This is a genomic window from Streptomyces sp. NPDC054863 (assembly GCF_053610825.1).
In genome coordinates this window covers 1-20,278 of the sequence record NZ_JBSGZD010000129.1, presented here as the reverse complement: position 1 = coordinate 20,278, position 20,278 = coordinate 1, and the positions used below count along the sequence as shown (strand labels likewise).

The 20,278-nt window shown below is 68.9% G+C and carries 16 protein-coding genes and 1 tRNA gene; 11 read left to right on the top strand and 6 right to left on the bottom strand.

The annotated features are described in order from the left end of the window. Window positions 1-10 precede the first annotated feature (10 nt). The gene (locus tag ACWGIG_RS22405; RefSeq protein ID WP_453323405.1) at window positions 11-1,777 is read right to left on the bottom strand and encodes a lytic transglycosylase domain-containing protein; all 1,767 of its coding nucleotides are present in this window, start codon (window positions 1,775-1,777) and stop codon (window positions 11-13) included. Between the two features lie 219 nt (window positions 1,778-1,996). On the opposite strand from ACWGIG_RS22405, the gene ACWGIG_RS22400 reads away from it, so the two are divergent. Next, entirely contained in the window at window positions 1,997-2,962 is a 966-nt protein-coding gene (locus tag ACWGIG_RS22400; RefSeq protein WP_453323404.1) for a DUF4184 family protein, read from the top strand. A 50-nt stretch (window positions 2,963-3,012) separates the two neighbouring features. On the opposite strand, the gene polA is transcribed toward ACWGIG_RS22400, so the two are convergent. Beyond that, window positions 3,013-5,874, bottom strand: a complete 2,862-nt coding sequence (gene polA, locus ACWGIG_RS22395) for a DNA polymerase I (protein ID WP_453323403.1) — start codon at window positions 5,872-5,874, stop codon at window positions 3,013-3,015. Between the two features lie 164 nt (window positions 5,875-6,038). Here polA and ACWGIG_RS22390 point away from each other — a divergent pair, with 164 nt between their 5' ends. Both ACWGIG_RS22390 and ACWGIG_RS22385 read left to right on the top strand, forming a co-directional pair. After that, complete coding sequence (locus tag ACWGIG_RS22390) at window positions 6,039-8,318, top strand: FdhF/YdeP family oxidoreductase (protein ID WP_453323402.1); 2,280 nt, start codon at window positions 6,039-6,041, stop codon at window positions 8,316-8,318. A 72-nt stretch (window positions 8,319-8,390) separates the two neighbouring features. Then, complete coding sequence (locus ACWGIG_RS22385) at window positions 8,391-8,858, top strand: PaaI family thioesterase (RefSeq protein WP_453323401.1); 468 nt, start codon at window positions 8,391-8,393, stop codon at window positions 8,856-8,858. Here ACWGIG_RS22385 and ACWGIG_RS22380 read toward each other — a convergent pair. Together ACWGIG_RS22380 and ACWGIG_RS22375 are read right to left on the bottom strand one after the other, a co-directional pair. Next, entirely contained in the window at window positions 8,848-10,722 is a 1,875-nt protein-coding gene (locus tag ACWGIG_RS22380) for a Xaa-Pro dipeptidyl-peptidase (protein WP_453323400.1), read from the bottom strand. The genes ACWGIG_RS22385 and ACWGIG_RS22380 overlap by 11 nt on opposite strands. An 86-nt stretch (window positions 10,723-10,808) precedes the next feature. Further along, window positions 10,809-11,117, bottom strand: a complete 309-nt coding sequence (locus tag ACWGIG_RS22375; RefSeq protein ID WP_453323399.1) for a hypothetical protein — start codon at window positions 11,115-11,117, stop codon at window positions 10,809-10,811. Window positions 11,118-11,376: 259 nt separating this feature from the next. Between ACWGIG_RS22375 and ACWGIG_RS22370 the strand changes: the two genes are divergently transcribed. From ACWGIG_RS22370 to ACWGIG_RS22345, 6 genes are all read left to right on the top strand, one after another. Next, window positions 11,377-11,775: a hypothetical protein gene (locus ACWGIG_RS22370; RefSeq protein ID WP_453323398.1), complete on the top strand. Its 399-nt coding sequence runs from the start codon at window positions 11,377-11,379 to the stop codon at window positions 11,773-11,775. A 482-nt stretch (window positions 11,776-12,257) separates the two neighbouring features. Beyond that, a complete protein-coding gene (locus ACWGIG_RS22365; protein ID WP_453323407.1) occupies window positions 12,258-13,484 on the top strand; it encodes a branched-chain amino acid ABC transporter substrate-binding protein in 1,227 nt (408 codons plus the stop codon). A gap of 99 nt (window positions 13,485-13,583) precedes the next feature. Beyond that, a complete protein-coding gene (locus tag ACWGIG_RS22360; RefSeq protein ID WP_453323397.1) occupies window positions 13,584-14,513 on the top strand; it encodes a branched-chain amino acid ABC transporter permease in 930 nt (309 codons plus the stop codon). A 5-nt stretch (window positions 14,514-14,518) separates the two neighbouring features. Continuing rightward, window positions 14,519-16,321: a branched-chain amino acid ABC transporter permease gene (locus ACWGIG_RS22355; protein WP_453323406.1), complete on the top strand. Its 1,803-nt coding sequence runs from the start codon at window positions 14,519-14,521 to the stop codon at window positions 16,319-16,321. Between the two features lie 5 nt (window positions 16,322-16,326). Beyond that, on the top strand, window positions 16,327-17,229 hold the full coding sequence (locus tag ACWGIG_RS22350; protein ID WP_453323396.1) for an ABC transporter ATP-binding protein: 903 nt from the start codon (window positions 16,327-16,329) through the stop codon (window positions 17,227-17,229). Further along, on the top strand, window positions 17,226-17,942 hold the full coding sequence (locus ACWGIG_RS22345; RefSeq protein WP_453323395.1) for an ABC transporter ATP-binding protein: 717 nt from the start codon (window positions 17,226-17,228) through the stop codon (window positions 17,940-17,942). The genes ACWGIG_RS22350 and ACWGIG_RS22345 overlap by 4 nt, the downstream gene beginning before the upstream one ends. Before the next feature lie 82 nt (window positions 17,943-18,024). On the opposite strand, the gene ACWGIG_RS22340 is transcribed toward ACWGIG_RS22345, so the two are convergent. Next, the gene (locus ACWGIG_RS22340; RefSeq protein WP_453323394.1) at window positions 18,025-18,684 is read right to left on the bottom strand and encodes an ANTAR domain-containing response regulator; all 660 of its coding nucleotides are present in this window, start codon (window positions 18,682-18,684) and stop codon (window positions 18,025-18,027) included. A 98-nt stretch (window positions 18,685-18,782) separates the two neighbouring features. On the opposite strand from ACWGIG_RS22340, the gene ACWGIG_RS22335 reads away from it, so the two are divergent. Next, window positions 18,783-18,857, top strand: a tRNA-Leu gene (locus ACWGIG_RS22335). Between the two features lie 109 nt (window positions 18,858-18,966). Beyond that, a complete protein-coding gene (locus ACWGIG_RS22330) occupies window positions 18,967-19,728 on the top strand; it encodes a transcriptional regulator (protein ID WP_453323393.1) in 762 nt (253 codons plus the stop codon). Between the two features lie 10 nt (window positions 19,729-19,738). Here the strand turns inward: ACWGIG_RS22330 and ACWGIG_RS22325 are convergent. Next, a partial coding sequence (locus ACWGIG_RS22325) for a pyruvate kinase alpha/beta domain-containing protein (RefSeq protein WP_453323392.1) occupies window positions 19,739-20,278 on the bottom strand: 540 nt, incomplete at its 5' end.

Here is a 20,278-nt window from a genome sequence, read left to right as displayed (position 1 = left end):
GCTGCCCCGGCTACGGCTTCGGCGTGCCCGTCCCCGAAGGGGTCCCCGTCGGCGTCGTCCCCGGTGTCGTCGGGGTCGTCGTCGGAGGCGTGGTGGGCGGCGTGGTCGGAGGTGTCGTGGGCGGCGTCGTCGGTGCCGCCGTGACCGTGAGCTGGACGTTCAGCGCGACACCGTCGGCGACGATCCGCAGGACGTACGTGCCGGTGGTGTCGCCCGCGTACAGCTTCGGCAGCTTCACCGTGCCGTCGGCGCCCGTGGTGAGTCCGCCCACGGTGCGTACCACGGTGCCGTCGGCGGCCTTGAAGTACGGGCCCTTGGTGCCGGTGACCACCGCGGACACCGTGGCGCCCGCGAGCGCCTTGCCGTCGGCGGTCGCCTTCACCTCGACCGCGCCCGCGAACTCGCCACCGGTCTCCGCCTTGAGCGCGGCGTCCGACGTACGGGCGAGCGCGTCGGCCTTCGGCTCAGGGGCGGGCTTGGCCTTGACCGTCGCCCAGAACTCGGCCGCCGGTGCGCCGGGCACGGTCGCCCGGACCACGAACGAGCCCGGCTGCCGGCCCGCCGCGAGGACCGGCGCGGTGGCGGTGCCGTCCTTGCCGGTGGTGACGGTGGTGCGCAGCGCGTTGCCCGGGAAGCGGGCGCCGGTGGCGCCGACGACGGTGAAGTCCACCTTGGCGCCCGCGACCGGCTTGCCCGCCGCGTTCAGCGCGCGCACGGCCGGGCGGCCCGCGAAGTCCCCGCCCGCGACGGCGGCCAGCTTCCGGTCGCTGGTCTGCTGCAGCTCGACGGGACCGGCCGGAGTCGTGGGCGGCTTGGTCGGGGTGGGTTTGGTGGCCGGCGGCTTGGTGACCGGCGGCTTGGTGGCGCCCGGGCGCGGGGTGGTGGGAGCGGTCGGGGCCGTGCTGCCGCCGTTGCCCGCGGGGATGTCGCGGTGGCTGTCGGGTCCGGGCGCGGTCGGCTGGACGCCGGAGCCGTCCGGGACCTCGTGGGTGCCGCGCTGGTAGTACTCGAACCAGGACAGGACGGTCCGCAGATACTCCCGCGACTGGTTGTAGCTGAGGATCGCCTTGTCGCGGTCCCCCGGGTCCGTCATGTCGCGGGAGCCCGCGCAGAGGTAGTGCCCCGCGGCCAGCGCCGCGTCGTAGATGTTGTTGGGGTCCTTGCGGCCGTCCCCGTTGCCGTCCTTGCCGCTGCTCGCCCAGGTCGACGGGATGAACTGCATCGGGCCTATCGCCCGGTCGTACGTGGAGTCGCCGTCGAACTCGCCTTTGTCGGTGTCCGAGATGTTCGCGAAGCCGATGCCGTTGAGGACGGGACCGCGGATCGGACTGGTGGTGTTGCCCTGGGCGTCGACCTGGCCGCCGCGCGCCTGGCCGGATTCCACCTTGCCTATGGCGGCGAGGAGTTGCCACGGGAGACGGCAGGAGGGATCGGCCGCCTCGACGGCCGCCTGCGCCTTCTTGTACGCGTCCAGCACCGTCGCCGGGAGACCCGCCTCGGCCTCCCCCACCGGTGTGGTGCCGTTGCCGGACCCCGGCAGGCCGATGCTCGCGTCCGGAGCACCGGGCGTCGTCAGCGGCGGAAGGTCCGTGTAGTAGGGGGAGTTGCCGGTGGCAGCGTTCTCGGGCGCGGGCTTCGCTCCTGCCGTCCGCCCGTCGTAGGGCGGGTTCCCCGCGGCCCCGGGGGCCTGCGACGCGGACAGGGCGGCCACGGCTATCGCCGCGACAGCCGTCGTGGTCGCCCCCTTGCGCAAACGGCGACCGAATTGTGCTGCCATGCGAGTGGTCCCTCCCCATCGGCGGCAGACGCGCTCCCCAGCGCGACGACCCACGTGACACTACGACAACTCTTGGCCCCGGAACACAGGCTTCTGGACGCTTTTCACCAGTTCGCCACCTTCGCATCCCCTGCAAGACGCGCACCGGCAGTCCCGCATACTGAACGTTATTGATCAAAAGCGGCCAAGGCCCAGTCGGGGCCTTCCAGGAGGACACCGGTGCCGTTCACCCTCAGCCACGCCGCCGCCGTACTGCCCGGCATCCGCCGCAACGGCACGGGCCGCGGCCCGTTCCTGGCGTCCGCCCTCGTCGCCGGATCCTTCGCCCCCGACCTGACGTACTACGCCGCGTCCGTCGTCCCCGGCGGCATGGCGTTCGGCGACTTCACGCACTCGGCGGCCGGCATCGTCACCGTGGACGTCCTGTGCACCGCCGTACTGGTGGGGCTGTGGCTGCTGGTGCGCGAACCGCTGACGGCGCTGCTGCCGCGCACCTGGCAGCAGCGGGCGTACGGACTCCTGCGCGGGGAGCACTGGACCGCCGCATCACCGTCCCTGGCGGGGAAGTTCGTACTGTCGGCGGTGGCCGGTTCGCTCACCCACGTCGGGTGGGACCTCTTCACGCATCCGGGCCGGCTCGGCATGGAACTGCTGCCGGTCCTGGGGCAGACGTACGCCGGGCTCCCCCTCTACACCTATGCGCAGTACGGGACTTCGGCGCTGGCCGCCGTCGGCATCGGCTGGTTCCTGGCGGCGGCGCTGCGGCGGCAGCCGGAGGCCGTCGCGCTCACCGGCGTACCCGTGCTGGACGTGCGGCAGCGGACCGCGGGACTCGCCCTGCTGCTGGGGTGCGCGGTACTGGGCGCGGTCGTGCGGTGCGTGAGCTGGGCGGCCCGCCAGAGCGTCCCCCTGCGGCCGTTCGACTACGTGCCGACGATCTGCTTCGGCGCCGGGGCGGGACTGCTGGTGGGGCTGGTGCTGTACGCGGCCCTGGTGCGCCGGTGGCGCAGGGGCTCGGCCGCACCAGCCGGAGCCCCCGCGTCCGACGGCGCCGATGACACGGGCGGCCACGCGGACGGCAGCGCGGATCGCACGGCCGGCAGTGCGGTCGGCAGCGCGGACGGCGACGCGGATGACACGACCGACGGCGCGGCGAAGGCCCGTCCCCGTACCCGATCGCACTGACCGCGCACGGGGACGGGCCCGCCGGAACGCACTCCGCAAGCCCCGCAGGGTCAGTGCGCCGCCGACTCCCAGTCCGCGCCGACGCCCACCGACACGTCGAGCGCCACACGCAGTTCGGCAGCTCCGGCCATCTCGCGGCGGACGATCTCCTCCACCTGCTCCCGCTCGCCCTTCGCGATCTCCAGCACGATTTCGTCGTGCACCTGGAGAAGCATCCGCGAGGTGAGCCCGGCCTTCCCCAACGCCTCGTCCACGCGCAGCATCGCGACCTTGACGATGTCGGCGGCCGTCCCCTGGATCGGGGCGTTGAGCGCCATCCGCTCGGCCACCTCACGGCGCTGGCGATTGTCGCTGTTGAGGTCGGGGAGGTAGCGGCGACGGCCCAGCATCGTCTCCGTGTACTCCTTCTCGCGGGCCTGCGCGACGACCACCTGGAGGTAGTCCCGCACGCCGCCGAACCGCTCGAAGAAGGTGTCCATCAGGCCGCGCGCCTCGGACACTTCGACGTTCAGCTGCTGCGACAGACCGAACGCCGAGAGACCGTAGGCCAGCCCGTACGACATGGCCTTGATCTTGCGGCGCATCTCCGCGTCGACCTCGGAACGCTCCACGCCGAACACCTGGGAAGCGACGGTGGTGTGCAGGTCCTCACCGGAGGCGAACGCCTCGATCAGGCCCTCGTCCTGGGAGAGGTGCGCCATCACGCGCAGTTCGATCTGGCTGTAGTCGGCGGTCATCAGGCACTCGTAGCCCTCGCCGACGACGAACCCGCGGCGGATGCGGCTGCCGTCGACGGTGCGCACCGGAATGTTCTGCAGGTTCGGGTCGGTCGAGGACAGACGCCCGGTCGCCGCCACCATCTGGTTGAAGGTGGTGTGGATCCTGCCGTCCTCGGCGATGGTGTTGATCAGCCCGTCCACCGTGGTCTTCAGCCTGTTGCGGTCGCGGTGGCGCAGCAGGATCACCGGCAGTTCGTTGTCCGTCTGCGTGGCCAGCCAGGCGAGGGCGTCCGCGTCCGTGGTGTAACCCGACTTGATCTTCTTGGTCTTCGGCAGTGCCAGAGTCTCGAAGAGGATCTCCTGGAGCTGCTTGGGCGACGACAGGTTGAAGTCCGTGCCCGCGACCCTGCGTGCGTCGGCGACGGCCTGCTCGGCCTCCGCCCCGTACTCCTCCGCCAGCCGCTCAAGACCCGCACGGTCGGCGGCGATGCCGTCGCGCTCCAGGCGCACCAGCAGATCCCCGACCGGCAGTTCCAACTCCCGCATGAGCGTGAGGGCGCCCGAGTCCGCGAGCTCCTGCTCGTACCAGCACGCCAGGTCCAGCACCGCGCGGGCTTCGAGCATCAGCTTCTCGGCCGCCTCCCGGTCGGCCGTGCCCTCGAAGTCGAACGACTGCTGGCCCGCCTCGGCCTTGTCCGGATCCACCCGCGGCAGCTTCCGGCCGAGCTTGTCCTCGACCAGCACCTCCAGTTCGGTGAGCTGACGCTTGTCCTTGTTGGTCCGGATCTTCCCGGCCCGCTTCTGACGGTGCCTGTTGAGCGGGTCGGTCTCGAAGGGCCGCGAACCCGGCTCGGCCAGGTAGGCGGCGACGGCCGTGTCCATGGCCACGCCTGCCACGCTCCACCCACGCTCCGCGAACACCCGCAGCACCCGCTTGGCCATGTGCAGCGCCTTCGGCCGGTCGGCGTCGGCAAGCCACCGGGTGAAGGCCGCCTCGTCGTCCGGCGACAGGTCCTCGGGCACGAACCAGCAGGCCGGACCGCTGCCCAGCGCCAACGCCACCTCGCGGACGTCCCCACTGCCCAGCGCCCACTCGTAACCCGCCACGACCGCGACCAGCTCGCCCGCGGGAACGTCCGCGAGCCAGGGCGCCAACTCGCCTGCCGCCAGCATCCGGCCGTCGATCTCGACGACGGGCTCCTCCTGCGGCTCCGGCTCCGGCTGGGCCTGGGCCGCACCCGGGTCCACGGCCAGCAGCCGCTCCCGCAGCGACGCGTTGCGGATCTCCAGCACGTCCAGGACGCCGGCCAGGGCCGCCCGGTCGTACGGAGTGCGCTCCAGGTCGGCGGGGCCCTTGGCCAGCTCCACGTCGCGCACCATCTCGGTGAGCTTGCGGTTGAGCTTCACGGCGTCGAGGTGGTCACGGAAGTTCTGCCCGGCCACGCCCTTGACCTCGTCGGCGCGCTCCACCAGCTCCGCGAACGAACCGAATTCGTTGATCCACTTTGCGGCGGTCTTCTCGCCGACCTTCGGGATGCCCGGCAGGTTGTCGGACGGGTCGCCGCGCAGCGCCGCGAAGTCGGGGTACTGCTGCGGCGTCAACCCGTACTTCTCCTCGACCTTCTCCGGGGTGAACCGGGTCATCTCGGAGACGCCCTTGGTCGGGTACAGCACCGAGACGTGCTCGGTGATCAGCTGGAACGAGTCACGGTCGCCCGTCATGATCACCACGTCGAACCCGGCCGCCTCGGCCTGCGTGGCCAGCGTGGCGATCACGTCGTCCGCCTCGAACCCGTCGATCGCGAACCGCTCGACGCGCATGGCGTCGAGGACCTCGCCGATCAGCTCGACCTGCCCCTTGAACTCGTCGGGGGTCTTCGAGCGGTTCGCCTTGTACTCCGGGAACTCCTCGGAGCGCCACGTCTTGCGGGACACGTCGAACGCCACCGCGAAGTGCGTGGGCGCCTCGTCACGCAGGGTGTTCGCCAGCATTGACATGAAGCCGTATACGGCGTTGGTCGGCTGGCCGCTCGCAGTCGTGAAGTTCTCCGCGGGCAGCGCGAAGAACGCACGGTAGGCCATGGAGTGCCCGTCCACGAGGAGCAGGCGGGGACGGCCCGCCGAGGCATCTGCCTGCTGGCCGCCGGCGGTCTCAGGAGTCTTGTCTGCGGTCTTCGCTGCTGTTTTTGCCACGCCCCCGATCCTAGGCCGCCCCACTGACAATCCGGTCCGCGGAGCGGTCACGCCCCGCCCCGCAGTACTCACTGTCAGTGCCCCGTGACAGGATCGAAGACGTACCGGGCAAGCTCAGACGTACCGAGCGAGCTCACAGGTTCGAACGCTCGAAGGGGAGCGCCATGGCAGCGAAGCCGCCCGCAGGGGACCCGGTCCAGGACGCACCTCGGGTCGCGGCCCCCCAGCACGCCGCCGCCGGCCTGTCCGCCATCGCGCACACCCTGCGCATCGCCCAGCAGCAGATGGGCACGGTCCGCACCGCCCGCACCCTCCTCAAGGTCAACCAGAAGGACGGCTTCGACTGCCCCGGCTGCGCCTGGCCCGAGGAGGACAAGCGGCACACCGCCGAATTCTGTGAGAACGGCGCGAAGGCCGTCGCCGAGGAAGCCACCGTGCGCCGGGTCACGCCCGCGTTCTTCGCCGCGCACCCGGTGTCCGACCTGACGGAGCGCAGCGGGTACTGGCTGGGCCAGCAGGGCCGCATCACCGAGCCGATGCTGCTCGACGAGGACGCGGACACCTACCGGCCGGTCACCTGGGAGCACGCCTTCGACCTGATCGGAAGCGAGCTCAAGGCCCTCAACTCCCCCGACGAAGCCGTCTTCTACACCTCGGGCCGCACCAGCAACGAGGCGGCGTTCCTGCTCCAGCTCTTCGCCCGCGAGTTCGGCACGAACAACCTCCCCGACTGCTCCAACATGTGCCACGAGTCCTCCGGCTCCGCCCTCACGGAGACCATCGGCATCGGCAAGGGCAGCGTGAGCCTGGAGGACCTCCACCAGGCCGACCTGATCATCGTCGCCGGCCAGAACCCCGGCACCAACCACCCGCGCATGCTGACCGCCCTGGAGAAGGCCAAGCACGCGGGCGCGAAGATCATCTCGGTGAATCCCCTGCCCGAAGCGGGACTTGAGCGCTTCAAGAACCCGCAGACCCCCCAGGGCATGCTCAGGGGCACCGCCCTCACCGACCTCTTCCTGCAGATCCGCCTCGGCGGCGACCAGGCCCTCTTCCGCCTCCTCAACAAGCTGATCCTGGAGAAGGAAGGAGCCGTCGACGAACTGTTCGTACGGGAACACACCCACGGGTACGAGGAGTTCGCCGCGACGGCGAAAGCCGCCGACTGGGACGAGACACTGGCCGCGACCGGTCTCGAGCGCGCCGACATCGAGCGGGCGCTGCGCATGGTCCTCGCCTCCAGGAGGGTCATCGTGTGCTGGGCCATGGGCCTGACCCAGCACAAGCACTCCGTGCCGACCATCCGCGAAGTCGTCAACTTCCTCCTGCTGCGCGGCAACATAGGGCGCACCGGCGCCGGAGTCTGCCCCGTCCGCGGCCACTCCAACGTCCAGGGCGACCGCACCATGGGCATCTTCGAGCGCCCCGCACCCGCCTTCCTCGACGCCCTCGACAAGGAATTCGGCATCACCTCGCCCCGCCACCACGGGTTCGACGTGGTCCGCGCCATCCAGGCACTGCGCGACGGCGACGCCAAGGTGTTCTTCGCGATGGGCGGGAACTTCGTCGCCGCCACCCCCGACACCCACGTCACCGAGGCGGCCATGCGCAAGGCCCGGCTCACCGTCCACGTGTCGACCAAGCTCAACCGCTCGCACGTCGTCACCGGCGCCCGCGCCCTGATCCTGCCCACCCTCGGCCGCACCGACAAGGACGTGCAGAAGAGCGGCAAGCAGTTCGTGACGGTCGAGGACTCCATGAGCATGGTGCACGCCTCCCGCGGCAACCTCCCGCCCGCGAGCCCGCACCTGCTGTCCGAGCCCGCCATCGTCGCCCGCATGGCCCGCGCCGCCCTCGGCAGGGAATCGGCCACCCCCTGGGAGGAGTTCGAGCAGGACTACGCGACGATCCGCGACCGGATCTCCCGCGTCGTCCCCGGCTTCGAGGACTTCAACGCCCGCGTCGCGGCGCCCGGCGGCTTCACCCTCCCGCACGGCCCGCGCGACGAGCGCCGCTTCCCCACCGCCACCGGCAAGGCCAACTTCACCGCCGCCCCCGTCGAGTACCCCGAACTCCCGGCCGGGCGGCTGCTGTTGCAGACTCTGCGCTCGCACGACCAGTACAACACCACCATCTACGGCCTCGACGACCGCTACCGCGGCATCAGGGACGGCCGCCGCGTCGTCCTCGTCAACCCGCAGGACGCCCGCGAACTGGGCCTCGCCGACGGCTCGTACACCGACCTGGTCAGCGAGTGGAAGGACGGCGTCGAGCGCCGCGCCCCCGGCTTCCGCGTCGTCCACTACCCGACCGCCCGCGGCTGCGCCGCCGCCTACTACCCCGAGACCAACGTCCTGGTGCCGCTCGACGCGACGGCGGACACCAGCAACACCCCCGCCAGCAAGTCCGTCGTCGTCCGTCTGGAACAATCACCGACCGTCTGAGCGTTCGCTTAGACACGGACCACACAGACCACACGGACCGCACGGTCACGTACACCGAACGGAGCCTGGCCCATGGGTGAGCAGTCCACCACGAAGTTCCCGCAGGACGTCGTCGACGAATACGCCGCGCTCGGCGTCGACCTGGACGCGATGTTCTCCGCCGGGCACCTCGGCACCCGCATGGGTGTGCAGATCGTCGAAGCGTCCTCGGACCGCGTCGTCGCCACCATGCCCGTCGAGGGCAACACCCAGCCGTACGGACTCCTGCACGGCGGCGCCTCCGCCGTCCTCGCCGAGACCCTCGGCTCGATCGGCGCGATGCTGCACGGCGGCAGCAAGAAGCTCGCCGTCGGCGTCGACCTGAACTGCACCCACCACCGGAGCGCCCGCAGCGGACTGGTGACCGGTGTGGCCACCCCCGTCCACCGCGGACGCTCCACCGCCACCTACGAGATCGTCATCACCGACGAGCAGGACAAGCGGGTCTGCACCGCCCGCCTGACCTGCATGCTCCGCGACGCCGAGGGCCTCACCGGCTGACCGGCAGCGTCACACTGCTGAACCCTGCCCGGACCGACATCTTCGTCCCGGCGGGGTACCGCAGCGTGTAGTCGAAGTCCGTCGACATCAGCACCACGCCCAGCCGGTGCCCCTTCTTGAAGACGTACTCCTGCGGCTGCATGTCCCACTTCAGCGCGTACTCGCGGCCCTCCACGACCTTGTCCTGCCGGGAGAAGGAATTCCGGTTCCGGACGTCCAGCCACCCGCGCGACACGATCTTGAAGTCGGCGCTCTCCGTACGGTGCTTGCTGCGGTAGGCACACCCGGTGTCCCCCGGGATGCCCTGCCCGTAACAGACCGGAGGCTGCGAGGTGTCCGAGGAGGTGCCCGCAGTCGCCCGGGTGTCCTTCCCGTAGTCCACCAGCAGCGCCGTCACGTACGGCGAGGTCCCCTTCAACGAGGCCAGGACCGACATCTTCGGCACCCCGTTGACCCGCAGGTCCTTCTTCAGCGCACTCGTCGTGTACGCCAGCCGGTTCGGGTTCGCGGCATCCGGCGACGCCGCCAGCTGCTCGGCCTTCACGGTGCGGCCCGCGTCCGTCAGCGACTGTGCGACCGGCAGTCCCGGCCACGGCGACAAGCCGTGGGAATTCAGCCGGAGCGTCTCGTTCCGTGTCCCGCGGGCCGGCCACTCCGACTGCCGCTTCCAGCTGAAGTCGGCCTGCTCGACGTCCACCTCGGGCTCTTCGAGGGCGCCGTTCTCCAGCCCGTACAGCCAGTGGTCGAACCACTGGTGGGTCTGGCGCAGCCACTCCTCCATCCGCAGCGGCATCGGGTTGCTGTGCCCCGCCTGGTGCAGCCACATCTTGCGCGGCACGCCGTTCCTCTTCAGCGCGTCCCACAGCTGGACCGACTGCTTGGTCTTCACGTTCCAGTCGTTGAAGCCGTGCACGACGAAGACACCGGCCTTGATCCTCCCGACGTCCTTCAGGTAGTCCCGCTCCTTCCAGAACGGCCCGAAGTCCCCGGTCCTGCGGTCCTGTTGGGCGGTCAGCGCGTCATGGACCGGCGCGCACACCTCCGGGTTCACCCGGCTGTTGACGCCCTTCGCGAGGATGTCGGTGTCCTCGCCCTGGTAGCCGCCCGGCGCGACGACCCCGCCGCCCGCCCGGTAGTAGTCGTACCAGGAGGAGATCCCGGAGATCGGCACGATCGCCTTCAGGCCCCTGACCCCCGTCGAGGCGACGGCGGTGGGCAGCGTTCCGTTGTAGGAGATGCCCATCATCGCGGAGTTGCCCGTCGACCAGGTGGCCCCGACCGGTTTCCCGTCCAGGTCCCGGCCGCGGGCCCGGCCGGCCAGCCAGTCGACGGCGGCCTTCGCGCCGAGCGTCTCGTTGCGCCCGCCGGACGTGGAGCAGCCGGTCGCCGCCCCCGTACCGACGTTGTCGACCTCGGCGACCGCATAGCCGCGCGGCAGGTAGTAGTTGTCGTAGTACCCGCCGTACGTCACCGGGCCCGCGGCGGCGAGGGAGGGCCGGCGCGGGTCACCTGTCAGCCGCTCCCCGCCGAACGGCAGCCCGTCCTCGTCCAGGTCGACGTTGTGGAACGGGACGTCGGGACCGCCGCCCCAGTACGGACTCGCCTCGATGATGGTGGCGACCTTCAGCCCGGCGTCGGTCTCCTTGGGCCGCAGGATCCGCATCCGGATCGTGTCGCGCTTCCCGTCGTGGTCACTGTCCACCTCGGTCTCCACGTCGACCTGCTGGTAAACGGCGTCGGCGCGCGAAAAGACGGGCTCCGTACGGTTGTTGACGATCTTCAGCGCGGGCTGCGGGCCCTCGTCGGCCCGCGCGGCGGCGGGCGTCGGGAGCGCCGCGAGGAGGGACGCGGCCAGTGCCGCCATGCCCCATCTCCGTACCGTACGAACAGCTGTGGGTTTCGCCATCGTGCCGGCCTCCGGGGCGGGACTTCGGGGATCAGCGCCAGGGATCAGATGTAGACGGAGAGGAAGTAGAAGTGGAACATGCGGTTCGGAATGCACCGGTAATCCGTGGCTTCCCCGCTGTCGACATAGGAGCGCCCGGTCCTGATGCAGTCGTTCAGCGTCGCCCACATGCCCTTGTCCACCCAGGCCCCCGGGGCCGCCTGCCCCGCCGAAGCGTCGGCCGCCTGCTCGACCGTCTGCGAGACGGCGGGGGCGTCGGCGACGGCCGTGGAAGCACCGACGGTGCCCAGGAAGGTCATCGTCGCGAGGGACACACCGAGGGCGGCCGTACGAAAGCGATTCCTGCCACTCATGAACAGCTCCGCTGCCTGGAAGGGAGGTTCTTCGACGCGGTCATTAGAGTCCGTGCCCCCCTGGGGCGCCAGAGGTAATTGAGTCACCTGTTCCGGCCATCCTCCTCACCCCTCACACAGCTCAACACCACTGCGGTCAGGGCGAGTTGGCGCGACACGTGCGCACGGTTCCGAAATCCTGCACGCCCTGATATCCAGGTGACCCGGGAACCCTGGACACCCCGGTAGCCCGGAGGCCCCGGGGAAGGGAGTCGGAGAAGTGAAACCTCCTTCGCGCCGCCCGTTCGCACTTGTCACCGCCCTCTGCACAGCAGCCCTGCTGGCCGGCTGCGGCGCCCCGGACCGCGCACAGCCGCCGCCCCCCGCGCAGACACCCTCTTTCCCCGCGCTGTCCACCGACCCGCCCGCGAAGATCTGCGCGGACCTGACCTCCTACTGGGTCCGCGAGAGGCTCGCCGGACGCGGGACCGGCGACTACATGAAGGAGGGCATGTCCAACGCCCAGAACAACATCGTCATCTCCGTCATGGAGGCCGCGCGCAAGGAACGCGAGCGCGCGGGCGACGCGGCGGCCGAGAAACTCATCACCGAACGGACGAAGCATTCCTGCACGGAGCGCTACCGAACCGGAGCGGCGAGCGAGCCCCCCTGGCACTGACCAGCACCGCAGAACAGTGACCGACTTCCGGGACCCACCGTCCGCATGCCGCGCGGTCGTCACGCACCGTAATGACCGCCAGAAGCGGAATCACGAGATCCAGCGTCGCGGGAAGCACGCCGCAGAACCCTTCCTGCACAAGTTGTCCGCATAGCGGACTGTCAGCACCATGAACGGCCCAAGCACCTTAATCACGCTGGGAGTTCTCGGTATTCGAGATTCCGCACCCCAAAGGAAATGACCGAAAAGCCCGTCCTGTCACCCGAGCTTCTGGCCACGGCATAACAAGAGCGTCACATCCTGTGCACGCCGCTCCCCGCTGCCTTCCCCTGCGCTTAGAGTCACGGCCAGTCACCGCGCCGCCGGGCGCGTCGCCACAGCACCGCACTCAGCAACGCCCACGTACGGCCCGGCGAACGACACGGCGCCTCACGTCGAGGAAGCCGCGCCAGGGAAAGGACCCCTTCGTGCGACACCGTTCTTTGCTCATACTCACCACAGTGCTCACCACCGGAGCGCTCACCCTCACCGCCTGCGGTTCCCGCGACGACAAGGGCTCCACCGGCGGAGGCGGCGGAGGCGGCGGCGCCAAGACCAAGGTCGTCATCGGTGTCGACGCCCCCTTCAGCGGCGACCTCTCCGCGCTGGGCCTCGGCATCCGCAACTCCGCCGACCTCGCCATCAAGAACGCGAACAAGAACAACACCGTTCCCGGCGTCGAGTTCGTCGCCCAGCCCCTCGACGACCAGGGGCAGCCCAACGTCGGCCAGCAGAACGCCGCCAAGTTCATCAGCGACAAAAAGGTCGTCGGCGTCGTCGGCCCGCTGAACTCCAGCATCTCCCAGGTGATGCAGAAGCCCTTCACCGACGCCAAGCTCACCCAGGTCTCCCCGGCCAACACCGGAACCGAACTGACCCAGGGCGACGGCTGGAAGACCGGCGACAAGAAGCGCCCCTTCAACGCCTACTTCCGCACCGCCACCACCGACCAGGTGCAGGGCGCCTTCGCCGCGAAGTACCTCTTCACCACGAAGAAGATCGACAAGGTCTACCTCATGGACGACCAGAAGACCTACGGAGCAGGTCTCGCGGCGTCCTTCAAGGACCAGTTCACCAAGCTCGGCGGCAAGATCGTCGGCGAGGACCACGTCGTCCCCGAAGAGCGCGACTTCAACTCCATCGTCACCAAGGTCAAGCAGTCCGGCGCCAAGGCCCTGTACTACGGCGGCGAATACCCGGCAGCCGGCCCCCTCAGCCAGCAGCTCAAGGACAGCGGCACCAAGATCCCGCTCATGGGCGGCGACGGCATCTACAGCGCCGACTTCCTCAAGCTCAACAAGAAGGCCGAGGGCGACCTCGCCACCTCCGTCGGCAAGCCCGTCGAGCAGCTGGACTCCGCCAAGAAGTTCATCACCGACTACAAGGCAGCCGGCTACAAGGAAGACTACGAGGCCTACGGCGGCGGCACCTACGACGCCACCTGGTCCATCATCGAGGCCGTCAAGATCGCCGTCGCGGCCAACAACGGCAAGGTCCCCGACGACCTGCGCCCCAAGACCCTGGAGTCCATGTCCAAGGTCAAGTTCGACGGCGTCACAGGACCCGTCTCCTTCGACGAGTTCGGCGACACCACCAACACCATGATGACCGCCTACGAGGTGGAAAAGGGCAAGTGGGCGCCCAAGTTCAGCGAGGCGTACAAGCCGTAACCACGGCACTCGCACCACGCGACACCCCCAGACCGCGCGGGCGCGCCACCAGCGCTCCCGCGCGGTGCCATATTCCGAACCACTGACGGAGGCCCTGCGGTGCACGAACTGCCGCAACAGCTGGCCAATGGACTCATCCTCGGCGCGATGTACGGTCTCATCGCGATCGGCTACACGATGGTCTACGGCATTGTCCAGCTCATCAACTTCGCCCACGGCGAGATATTCATGGTCGGCGGCTTCGGCGCCCTGACCGTCTACCTCATACTCCCCGCCGGGTTCTCCCTCGGCGCCGCCATCCCGCTCATGATCGTCGGCGGCATGGCCGTATCCGTCGCCGTGGCGACCGCCGCAGAACGCTTCGCCTACCGCCCCTTGCGAGGCGCACCACGGCTGGCCCCCCTGATCACCGCGATCGGGCTCTCCATCGTCCTGCAACAACTCGTCTGGCAGTGGTACCCCGACGCCAAGAAGGACCACGTCTTCCCCCAGCTCAAGGGCGAAGCCGTCAGCCTCTTCGGCGCCAACATCCAGCCCGGCGGCCTGTTCCTGCTCATCGCGGCCCCGCTGTCCATGCTCATCCTCGGGTTCTTCGTCAACAAGACCCGCACCGGCCGCGGCATGCAGGCCACCGCCCAGGACCCCGACACCGCCAAGCTCATGGGCATCAACACCGACCGCATCATCGTCACCGCCTTCGCGATCGGCGCCGCCTTCGCCGCCGTCGCAGCGGTCGGCTACGGCCTCCACAACGGCCAGGTCAGCTTCCGCATGGGCTTCCTGCTCGGCCTCAAGGCCTTCACCGCGGCAGTCCTCGGCGGCATCGGCAACATCTACGGAGCCATGCTCGGAGGCCTCGTCCTCGGCGTCGCCGAAGCCCTCGCCACCGGATACATCGCCGAAATCCCCGGCATGGAACTCTTCGGCGGAGGCAGCTGGAAGGACGTCTGGGCCTTCAGCCTCCTCATCATCGTCCTCCTCGTCAGGCCCCAGGGCCTGCTCGGCGAGCGCGTCGCGGATCGGGCGTGAGCACCATGACCACCAACCTCAGCAAAACCACCGGCACCACCGGCGCCCCGCTCATCCCGCTCCCCACCAGCACCGCCCGCATCCTCGCCCTGGCCGGATCCGCCGTCGCACTCGCCGGCACCTTCCTCGCCTGGACCTGGAGCCAGGAATTCCCGGGCAACCTCACCGTCACCGGCTACCCCGGCGGACTCCAGACCCTCACCCTCGTCGGCGCACTCCTCACCCTCCTCCTCACCCTCTCCGGGTACGGAATCAAGGGCCTGCGCTGGCTCACCCCCGGCGGCACCCACAGCCCCGTGCGACTCGTCGCCCTCGGCACCCTCGCCACCACCGGCTTCACCATGGGCGCCATCTCCGTCGTCCTCGGCGGCCTCGTCAACCTCGAACCCGGAGCCTGGATCTCCGGCGTCGGCGCACTCGTCGCCACCGTCGGAGCCTTCGCACTCCCCGAAGACGCACACGGCGAAGGAACCGCCACCAGCACCTGGGAACGCTTCCGATACAGCCTCAAGGCACCCGCCCCCGGCACCCCCAAGCAACTCCCCGGCTGGACCGAAATCCTCGTCATCACCGGCGTCTTCGCCGCCGGCCTCTTCGTCTTCGCCTACGGCATCGACATCGACAGCGAAGAACCCCAGCTCTTCGTCGGGTTCCTCATCACCGCCGGATTCACCTTCGCCGCACTCGGCAAGGCCGGCCTCCCCCGCCGCGCCAGCCAGCTCGCGGGCAGGCACCGCAAGGTCGCCATGCTCGCCGCCCTCGTCGCCGCGGTCTGCTTCCCCTTCACCCAGACCAACGACCAGTACGCCCTCATCGGCGCCCAGGTCCTCATCTTCGCCACCGTCGCCCTCGGCCTCAACGTCGTCGTCGGCCTCGCCGGACTCCTCGACCTCGGATACGTCGCCTTCCTCGGCGTCGGCGCCTACACCGCGGCCCTCGTCTCCGGCACCGCAAGCTCCGCCTTCGACATCAAGTTCCCCTTCTGGGCAGCCGCACTGGCCGGAGCCGCAGCCTCGCTCCTCTTCGGCGTCATCATCGGCGCACCGACCCTGCGACTGCGCGGCGACTACCTCGCCATCGTCACCCTCGGCTTCGGCGAGATCTTCCGCATCACCGTCCTCAACCTCAACGGCGTCACAGGACCCGACATCACCAACGGCTCCAACGGCGTCACCAACGTCCCCGACCTCAACATCTTCGGGTTCGACCTCGGCATCCAACACGACTTCCTCGGCTTCAGCCTCACCAGGAGCTCCAACTACTTCCTGCTGATGCTGCTCTTCACCGTCATCGTCGTACTCGTCTTCCGCCGCTCCGCCGAATCCCGCATCGGACGCGCCTGGGTCGCCATCCGCGAGGACGAAACCGCCGCCACCGCCATGGGCATCAACGGCTTCCGCCTCAAGCTCCTCGCCTTCGCACTCGGCGCCTCCCTCGCAGGCTTCGCCGGCTCCGTCCAGGCACACCTCGGCTACAGCGTCACCCCCGAGCAGTACCAGTTCGCCGGATCGGTCGCCCCCAACTCCGCATTCCTGCTCGCCGCCGTCATCCTCGGCGGCATGGGCACCATCGCAGGACCCCTCATCGGTGCGGCGCTCCTCTACCTCATCCCGGCGAAACTCGCCTTCATGCAGGACTACCAGCTCGTCCTCTTCGGACTCGCCCTCATCCTGCTGATGCGCTTCAAGCCCGAGGGACTCGTCGCCGACCGCCGCAAGAAACTCGAATTCCACGAGACGGACCAACTCGCCACCCCGGACGACGCGTTGTCCGGCACGGCCACCGGCGCCACGAAGGCGGGGGCGTGAACACCATGGCAACTCCCACAGCCACCACCACGACCGTCCTCGACGCCAGCGGCGTCACCATGCGCTTCGGCGGCCTCACCGCCGTCCGCGACGTCAGCCTCCAGGTCAACACCGGCGAAATCGTCGGCCTCATCGGACCCAACGGCGCCGGCAAGACCACCTTCTTCAACTGCCTCACCGGGCTGTACGTCCCCACCGAAGGCAAGGTCAGCTACAAAGGCACCGTCCTCCCGCCCAAACCCCACCTCGTCACCAAAGCCGGCATCGCCCGCACCTTCCAGAACATCCGACTCTTCTCCAACATGACCGTCCTGGAGAACGTCCTCGTCGGACGCCACACCCGCACCAAGGAAGGCCTCTTCTCCGCCCTCCTGCGCGGCCCCGGCTTCAAGAAAGCCGAAAAGGCGTCCCACGAACGCGCCATGGAACTGCTGGAATTCATCGGCCTCGCCCACAAGGCCGACCACCTCTCCCGCAACCTCCCCTACGGCGAACAACGCAAGCTCGAAATCGCCCGCGCCCTCGCGAGCGACCCCGGACTGCTGCTCCTCGACGAGCCCACCGCCGGCATGAACCCGCAGGAAACCCGCGTCACCGAAGAACTCATCTTCGCCATCCGCGACCAAGGCATCGCCGTACTCGTCATCGAGCACGACATGCGCTTCATCTTCAACCTCTGCGACCGCGTCGCCTGCCTCGTCCAGGGCGAAAAACTCGTCGAAGGCACCCCCGACACCGTCCAGAGCGACGAACGCGTCGTCGCCGCCTACCTCGGCACCCCCTTCGAAGGCGCCCCCGGCGCCGAAGAAGCAGCCGAAGTCGCCGCAGCCCAAGCACAGGCAGACGCACAGGCAGACACGCGGAGCACCACCGAGAGCACCACCCGCACCGAAGGAGACGCCCAGTGACCGCCCTCCTGGAGGTCGAGGACCTCCGCGTCTCCTACGGCAAGATCGAAGCCGTCAAGGGCATCACCTTCTCCGTCGAAGCCGGCCAGGTCGTCACCCTCATCGGCACCAACGGCGCAGGAAAAACCACCACCCTGCGCACCATCTCCGGACTCCTCAAACCCACCTCCGGAAAGATCCTCTTCGACGGGAAACCCCTCACCGGAATCCCCGCCCACAAGATCGTCGCCCTGGGCCTCGCCCACTCCCCCGAAGGCCGGCACATCTTCCCCCGGCTGACGATCATGGAGAACCTCCAGCTCGGCGCCTTCCTCCGCAACGACAAAGAAGGCATCGAAAAGGACATCAAGCGCGCCTACGACCTCTTCCCCATCCTGGGAGAGCGCCGCAAGCAGGCCGCAGGCACCCTCTCCGGCGGCGAACAGCAAATGCTCGCCATGGGCCGCGCCCTCATGTCCCAGCCCAAACTGCTCATGCTCGACGAGCCCTCCATGGGCCTCTCCCCGATCATGATGCAGAAGATCATGGAGACCATCGTCGAGCTCCGCTCCACCGGCACGACGATCCTCCTCGTCGAACAGAACGCCCAGGCGGCGCTCTCCCTCGCCGACCAGGGCCACGTCATGGAGATCGGCAAGGTCGTCCTCTCCGGAACCGGCCAGAACCTCCTCCACGACGAGTCCGTCCGCAAGGCGTACCTCGGCGAGGACTGACCGCTGCCGCTCGTGTACGAAGAAGGGGTCCGACCGCGTTCCTCACGCGGCCGGGCCCCTTCGTCATACGTGTACGTACGCCCTACTGCTCCTTGGCCGCGGCCTTCTTCTCCTCGGCGTCCTCGATGACCGCCTCGGCGACCTGCTGCATGGACAGCCGACGGTCCATCGACGTCTTCTGGATCCACCGGAACGCGGCCGGCTCGGTCAGCCCGTACTGCGTCTGCAGTATCGACTTCGCCCGGTCCACGAGCTTCCGCGTCTCCAGCCGCAGGGTGAGGTCCGCAACCTCGTTCTCCAGCGTCTTCAGCTCGGCGAAGCGGGACACGGCCATCTCGATCGCCGGTACGACATCGCTCTTACTGAACGGCTTCACGAGGTACGCCATCGCGCCCGCGTCCCGTGCCCGCTCGACGAGGTCGCGCTGCGAGAACGCGGTCAGCATGAGGACCGGGGCGATGGACTCGGCGGCGATCTGCTCGGCGGCGGAGATGCCGTCGAGGATCGGCATCTTCACGTCGAGGATCACGAGGTCCGGCTTGTGCTCCCGGGCGAGCTCGACGGCCTTCTGACCGTCTCCGGCCTCGCCCACGACCGAGTAGCCCTCTTCCTCCAGCATCTCCTTGAGGTCGAGCCGGATGAGGGCTTCGTCCTCGGCGATGACGACGCGGGTCGTCAGCGGCGGGACGTGCGACTTGTCGTCGTCGGCGACGGGCGGCTGGGGCGACTCGGGGGTGGTCACGGGGCTCCTCGATACGGGGCGATACGGCTTCCCATGAGCCTACCTAGCTGCGGTATGGTGAGGGCACGGCGGGTGACCGTCAACCTTCGATTCATTAGGCCCCGGTATTCCAACTGGTCAGAGAAGCGGTGCTCAAACCACCGACAGTGTGGGTTCGAATCCCACTCGGGGCACTTGACCTTCAATTCCAAGGTCGCGTGAGAATGGCGACACACCACACGAACGTGTGAGCGTGTCGCCTTTTGCGTGCTTGGAGCCCAACGTGCACACAAGATCGACCCCGTGTACGACATTGATACGCGTAAACGGGCCTTGGCGCTCGTCGCACAAGGGCGCAGTCTCAACGCGGTGAGCAAACAGACCGGAATATCCCGGCACGCCATCACCTGCTGGCTGGAACGAATCGATCCGCTGCCGCGCGCACTCGGCTGCCCCCTTCGCAGCGAACCGGATGACCAGGCCGCGTACAGCTACCTGCTCGGCCTCTACCTCGGCGACGGGCACATCAGCGCGCACCCACGGGGAAGCAGCTATTACCTCCGCATTACGTGCGCAGACGCTTGGCCCGGACTCATCGAGGAATGCAGGGCGGCAATCCTTGCTGTGCACAGCGAGTGCACGGTCTATCTCGCCCAACGCCAAGGGTGCGTGAACGTGACTAGTTCCAGCCAGAGTTGGCCCCTGCTCTTCCCGCAGCACGGTCCCGGCAAGAAGCATGAGCGCCGCATCACCCTCGAACGGTGGCAGCAGGACATCGTCGACGCGTACCCCTGGGAATTCATCCGAGGCCTCGTCCACTCCGACGGCTGTCGCAACATGAACTGGACCACCCGCCTCGTAGGCGGCGAGCGCAAGCGGTACGAGTACCCGCGGTTCTGGTTCACCAACGTCTCGGACGACATCCGCAAGCTCTACACGGACACCCTCGACAAACTCGGCGTTGAGTGGAAGGACTGCACCCGCCACGGTCAGCCGTACAACATCTCCGTGGCCCGACGGGCGTCCGTAGCGCTCATGGACGCCCACGTCGGGCCCAAGTACTAGCCGTACAGCCCTACTTGGGGCTGTCGTCCTCGCCGATGTGGTGGATCCGCACCAGGTTCGTCGAGCCCGCGACTCCCGGTGGGGAGCCCGCCGTGATCACGACCACGTCGCCCTTCTGGCAGCGGCCGATGCGCAGCAGCTCTTCGTCGACCTGGGCGACCATCTCGTCCGTGGAGTCGACCTTGGGGCCGAGGAAGGTCTCCACGCCCCAGGTGAGGTTGAGCTGGGAGCGGGTGGAGGGTTCGGGGGTGAAGGCGAGGAGGGGGATCGGGGAGCGGTAGCGGGAGAGGCGTTTGACCGTGTCGCCGGACTGGGTGAAGGCGACCAGGAACTTGGCCCCCAGGAAGTCGCCCATTTCGGCGGCTGCCCGGGCGACCGCGCCGCCCTGGGTGCGGGGCTTGTTCCGCTCCGTCAACGGCGGGAGGCCCTTGGCGAGGATGTCTTCCTCGGCCGCCTCCACGATGCGGCCCATGGTGCGGACCGTTTCGATGGGGTACTTGCCGACGCTGGTCTCGCCGGAGAGCATCACGGCGTCCGTGCCGTCGATGAC

Excerpts from the sequence above, each read along its gene's own strand:
- ACWGIG_RS22385 (WP_453323401.1), top strand. The coding sequence starts at position 8,391 with ATGGGTGAGCAGTCCACCACGAAGTTCCCGCAGGACGTCGTCGACGAA.
- ACWGIG_RS22355 (WP_453323406.1), top strand. The coding sequence starts at position 14,519 with ATGACCACCAACCTCAGCAAAACCACCGGCACCACCGGCGCCCCGCTC.
- ACWGIG_RS22405 (WP_453323405.1), bottom strand. The coding sequence starts at position 1,777 with ATGGCAGCACAATTCGGTCGCCGTTTGCGCAAGGGGGCGACCACGACG.
- ACWGIG_RS22375 (WP_453323399.1), bottom strand. The coding sequence starts at position 11,117 with ATGAGTGGCAGGAATCGCTTTCGTACGGCCGCCCTCGGTGTGTCCCTC.
- ACWGIG_RS22380 (WP_453323400.1), bottom strand. The coding sequence starts at position 10,722 with ATGGCGGCACTGGCCGCGTCCCTCCTCGCGGCGCTCCCGACGCCCGCC.
- ACWGIG_RS22390 (WP_453323402.1), top strand. The coding sequence starts at position 6,039 with ATGGCAGCGAAGCCGCCCGCAGGGGACCCGGTCCAGGACGCACCTCGG.
- ACWGIG_RS22350 (WP_453323396.1), top strand. The coding sequence starts at position 16,327 with ATGGCAACTCCCACAGCCACCACCACGACCGTCCTCGACGCCAGCGGC.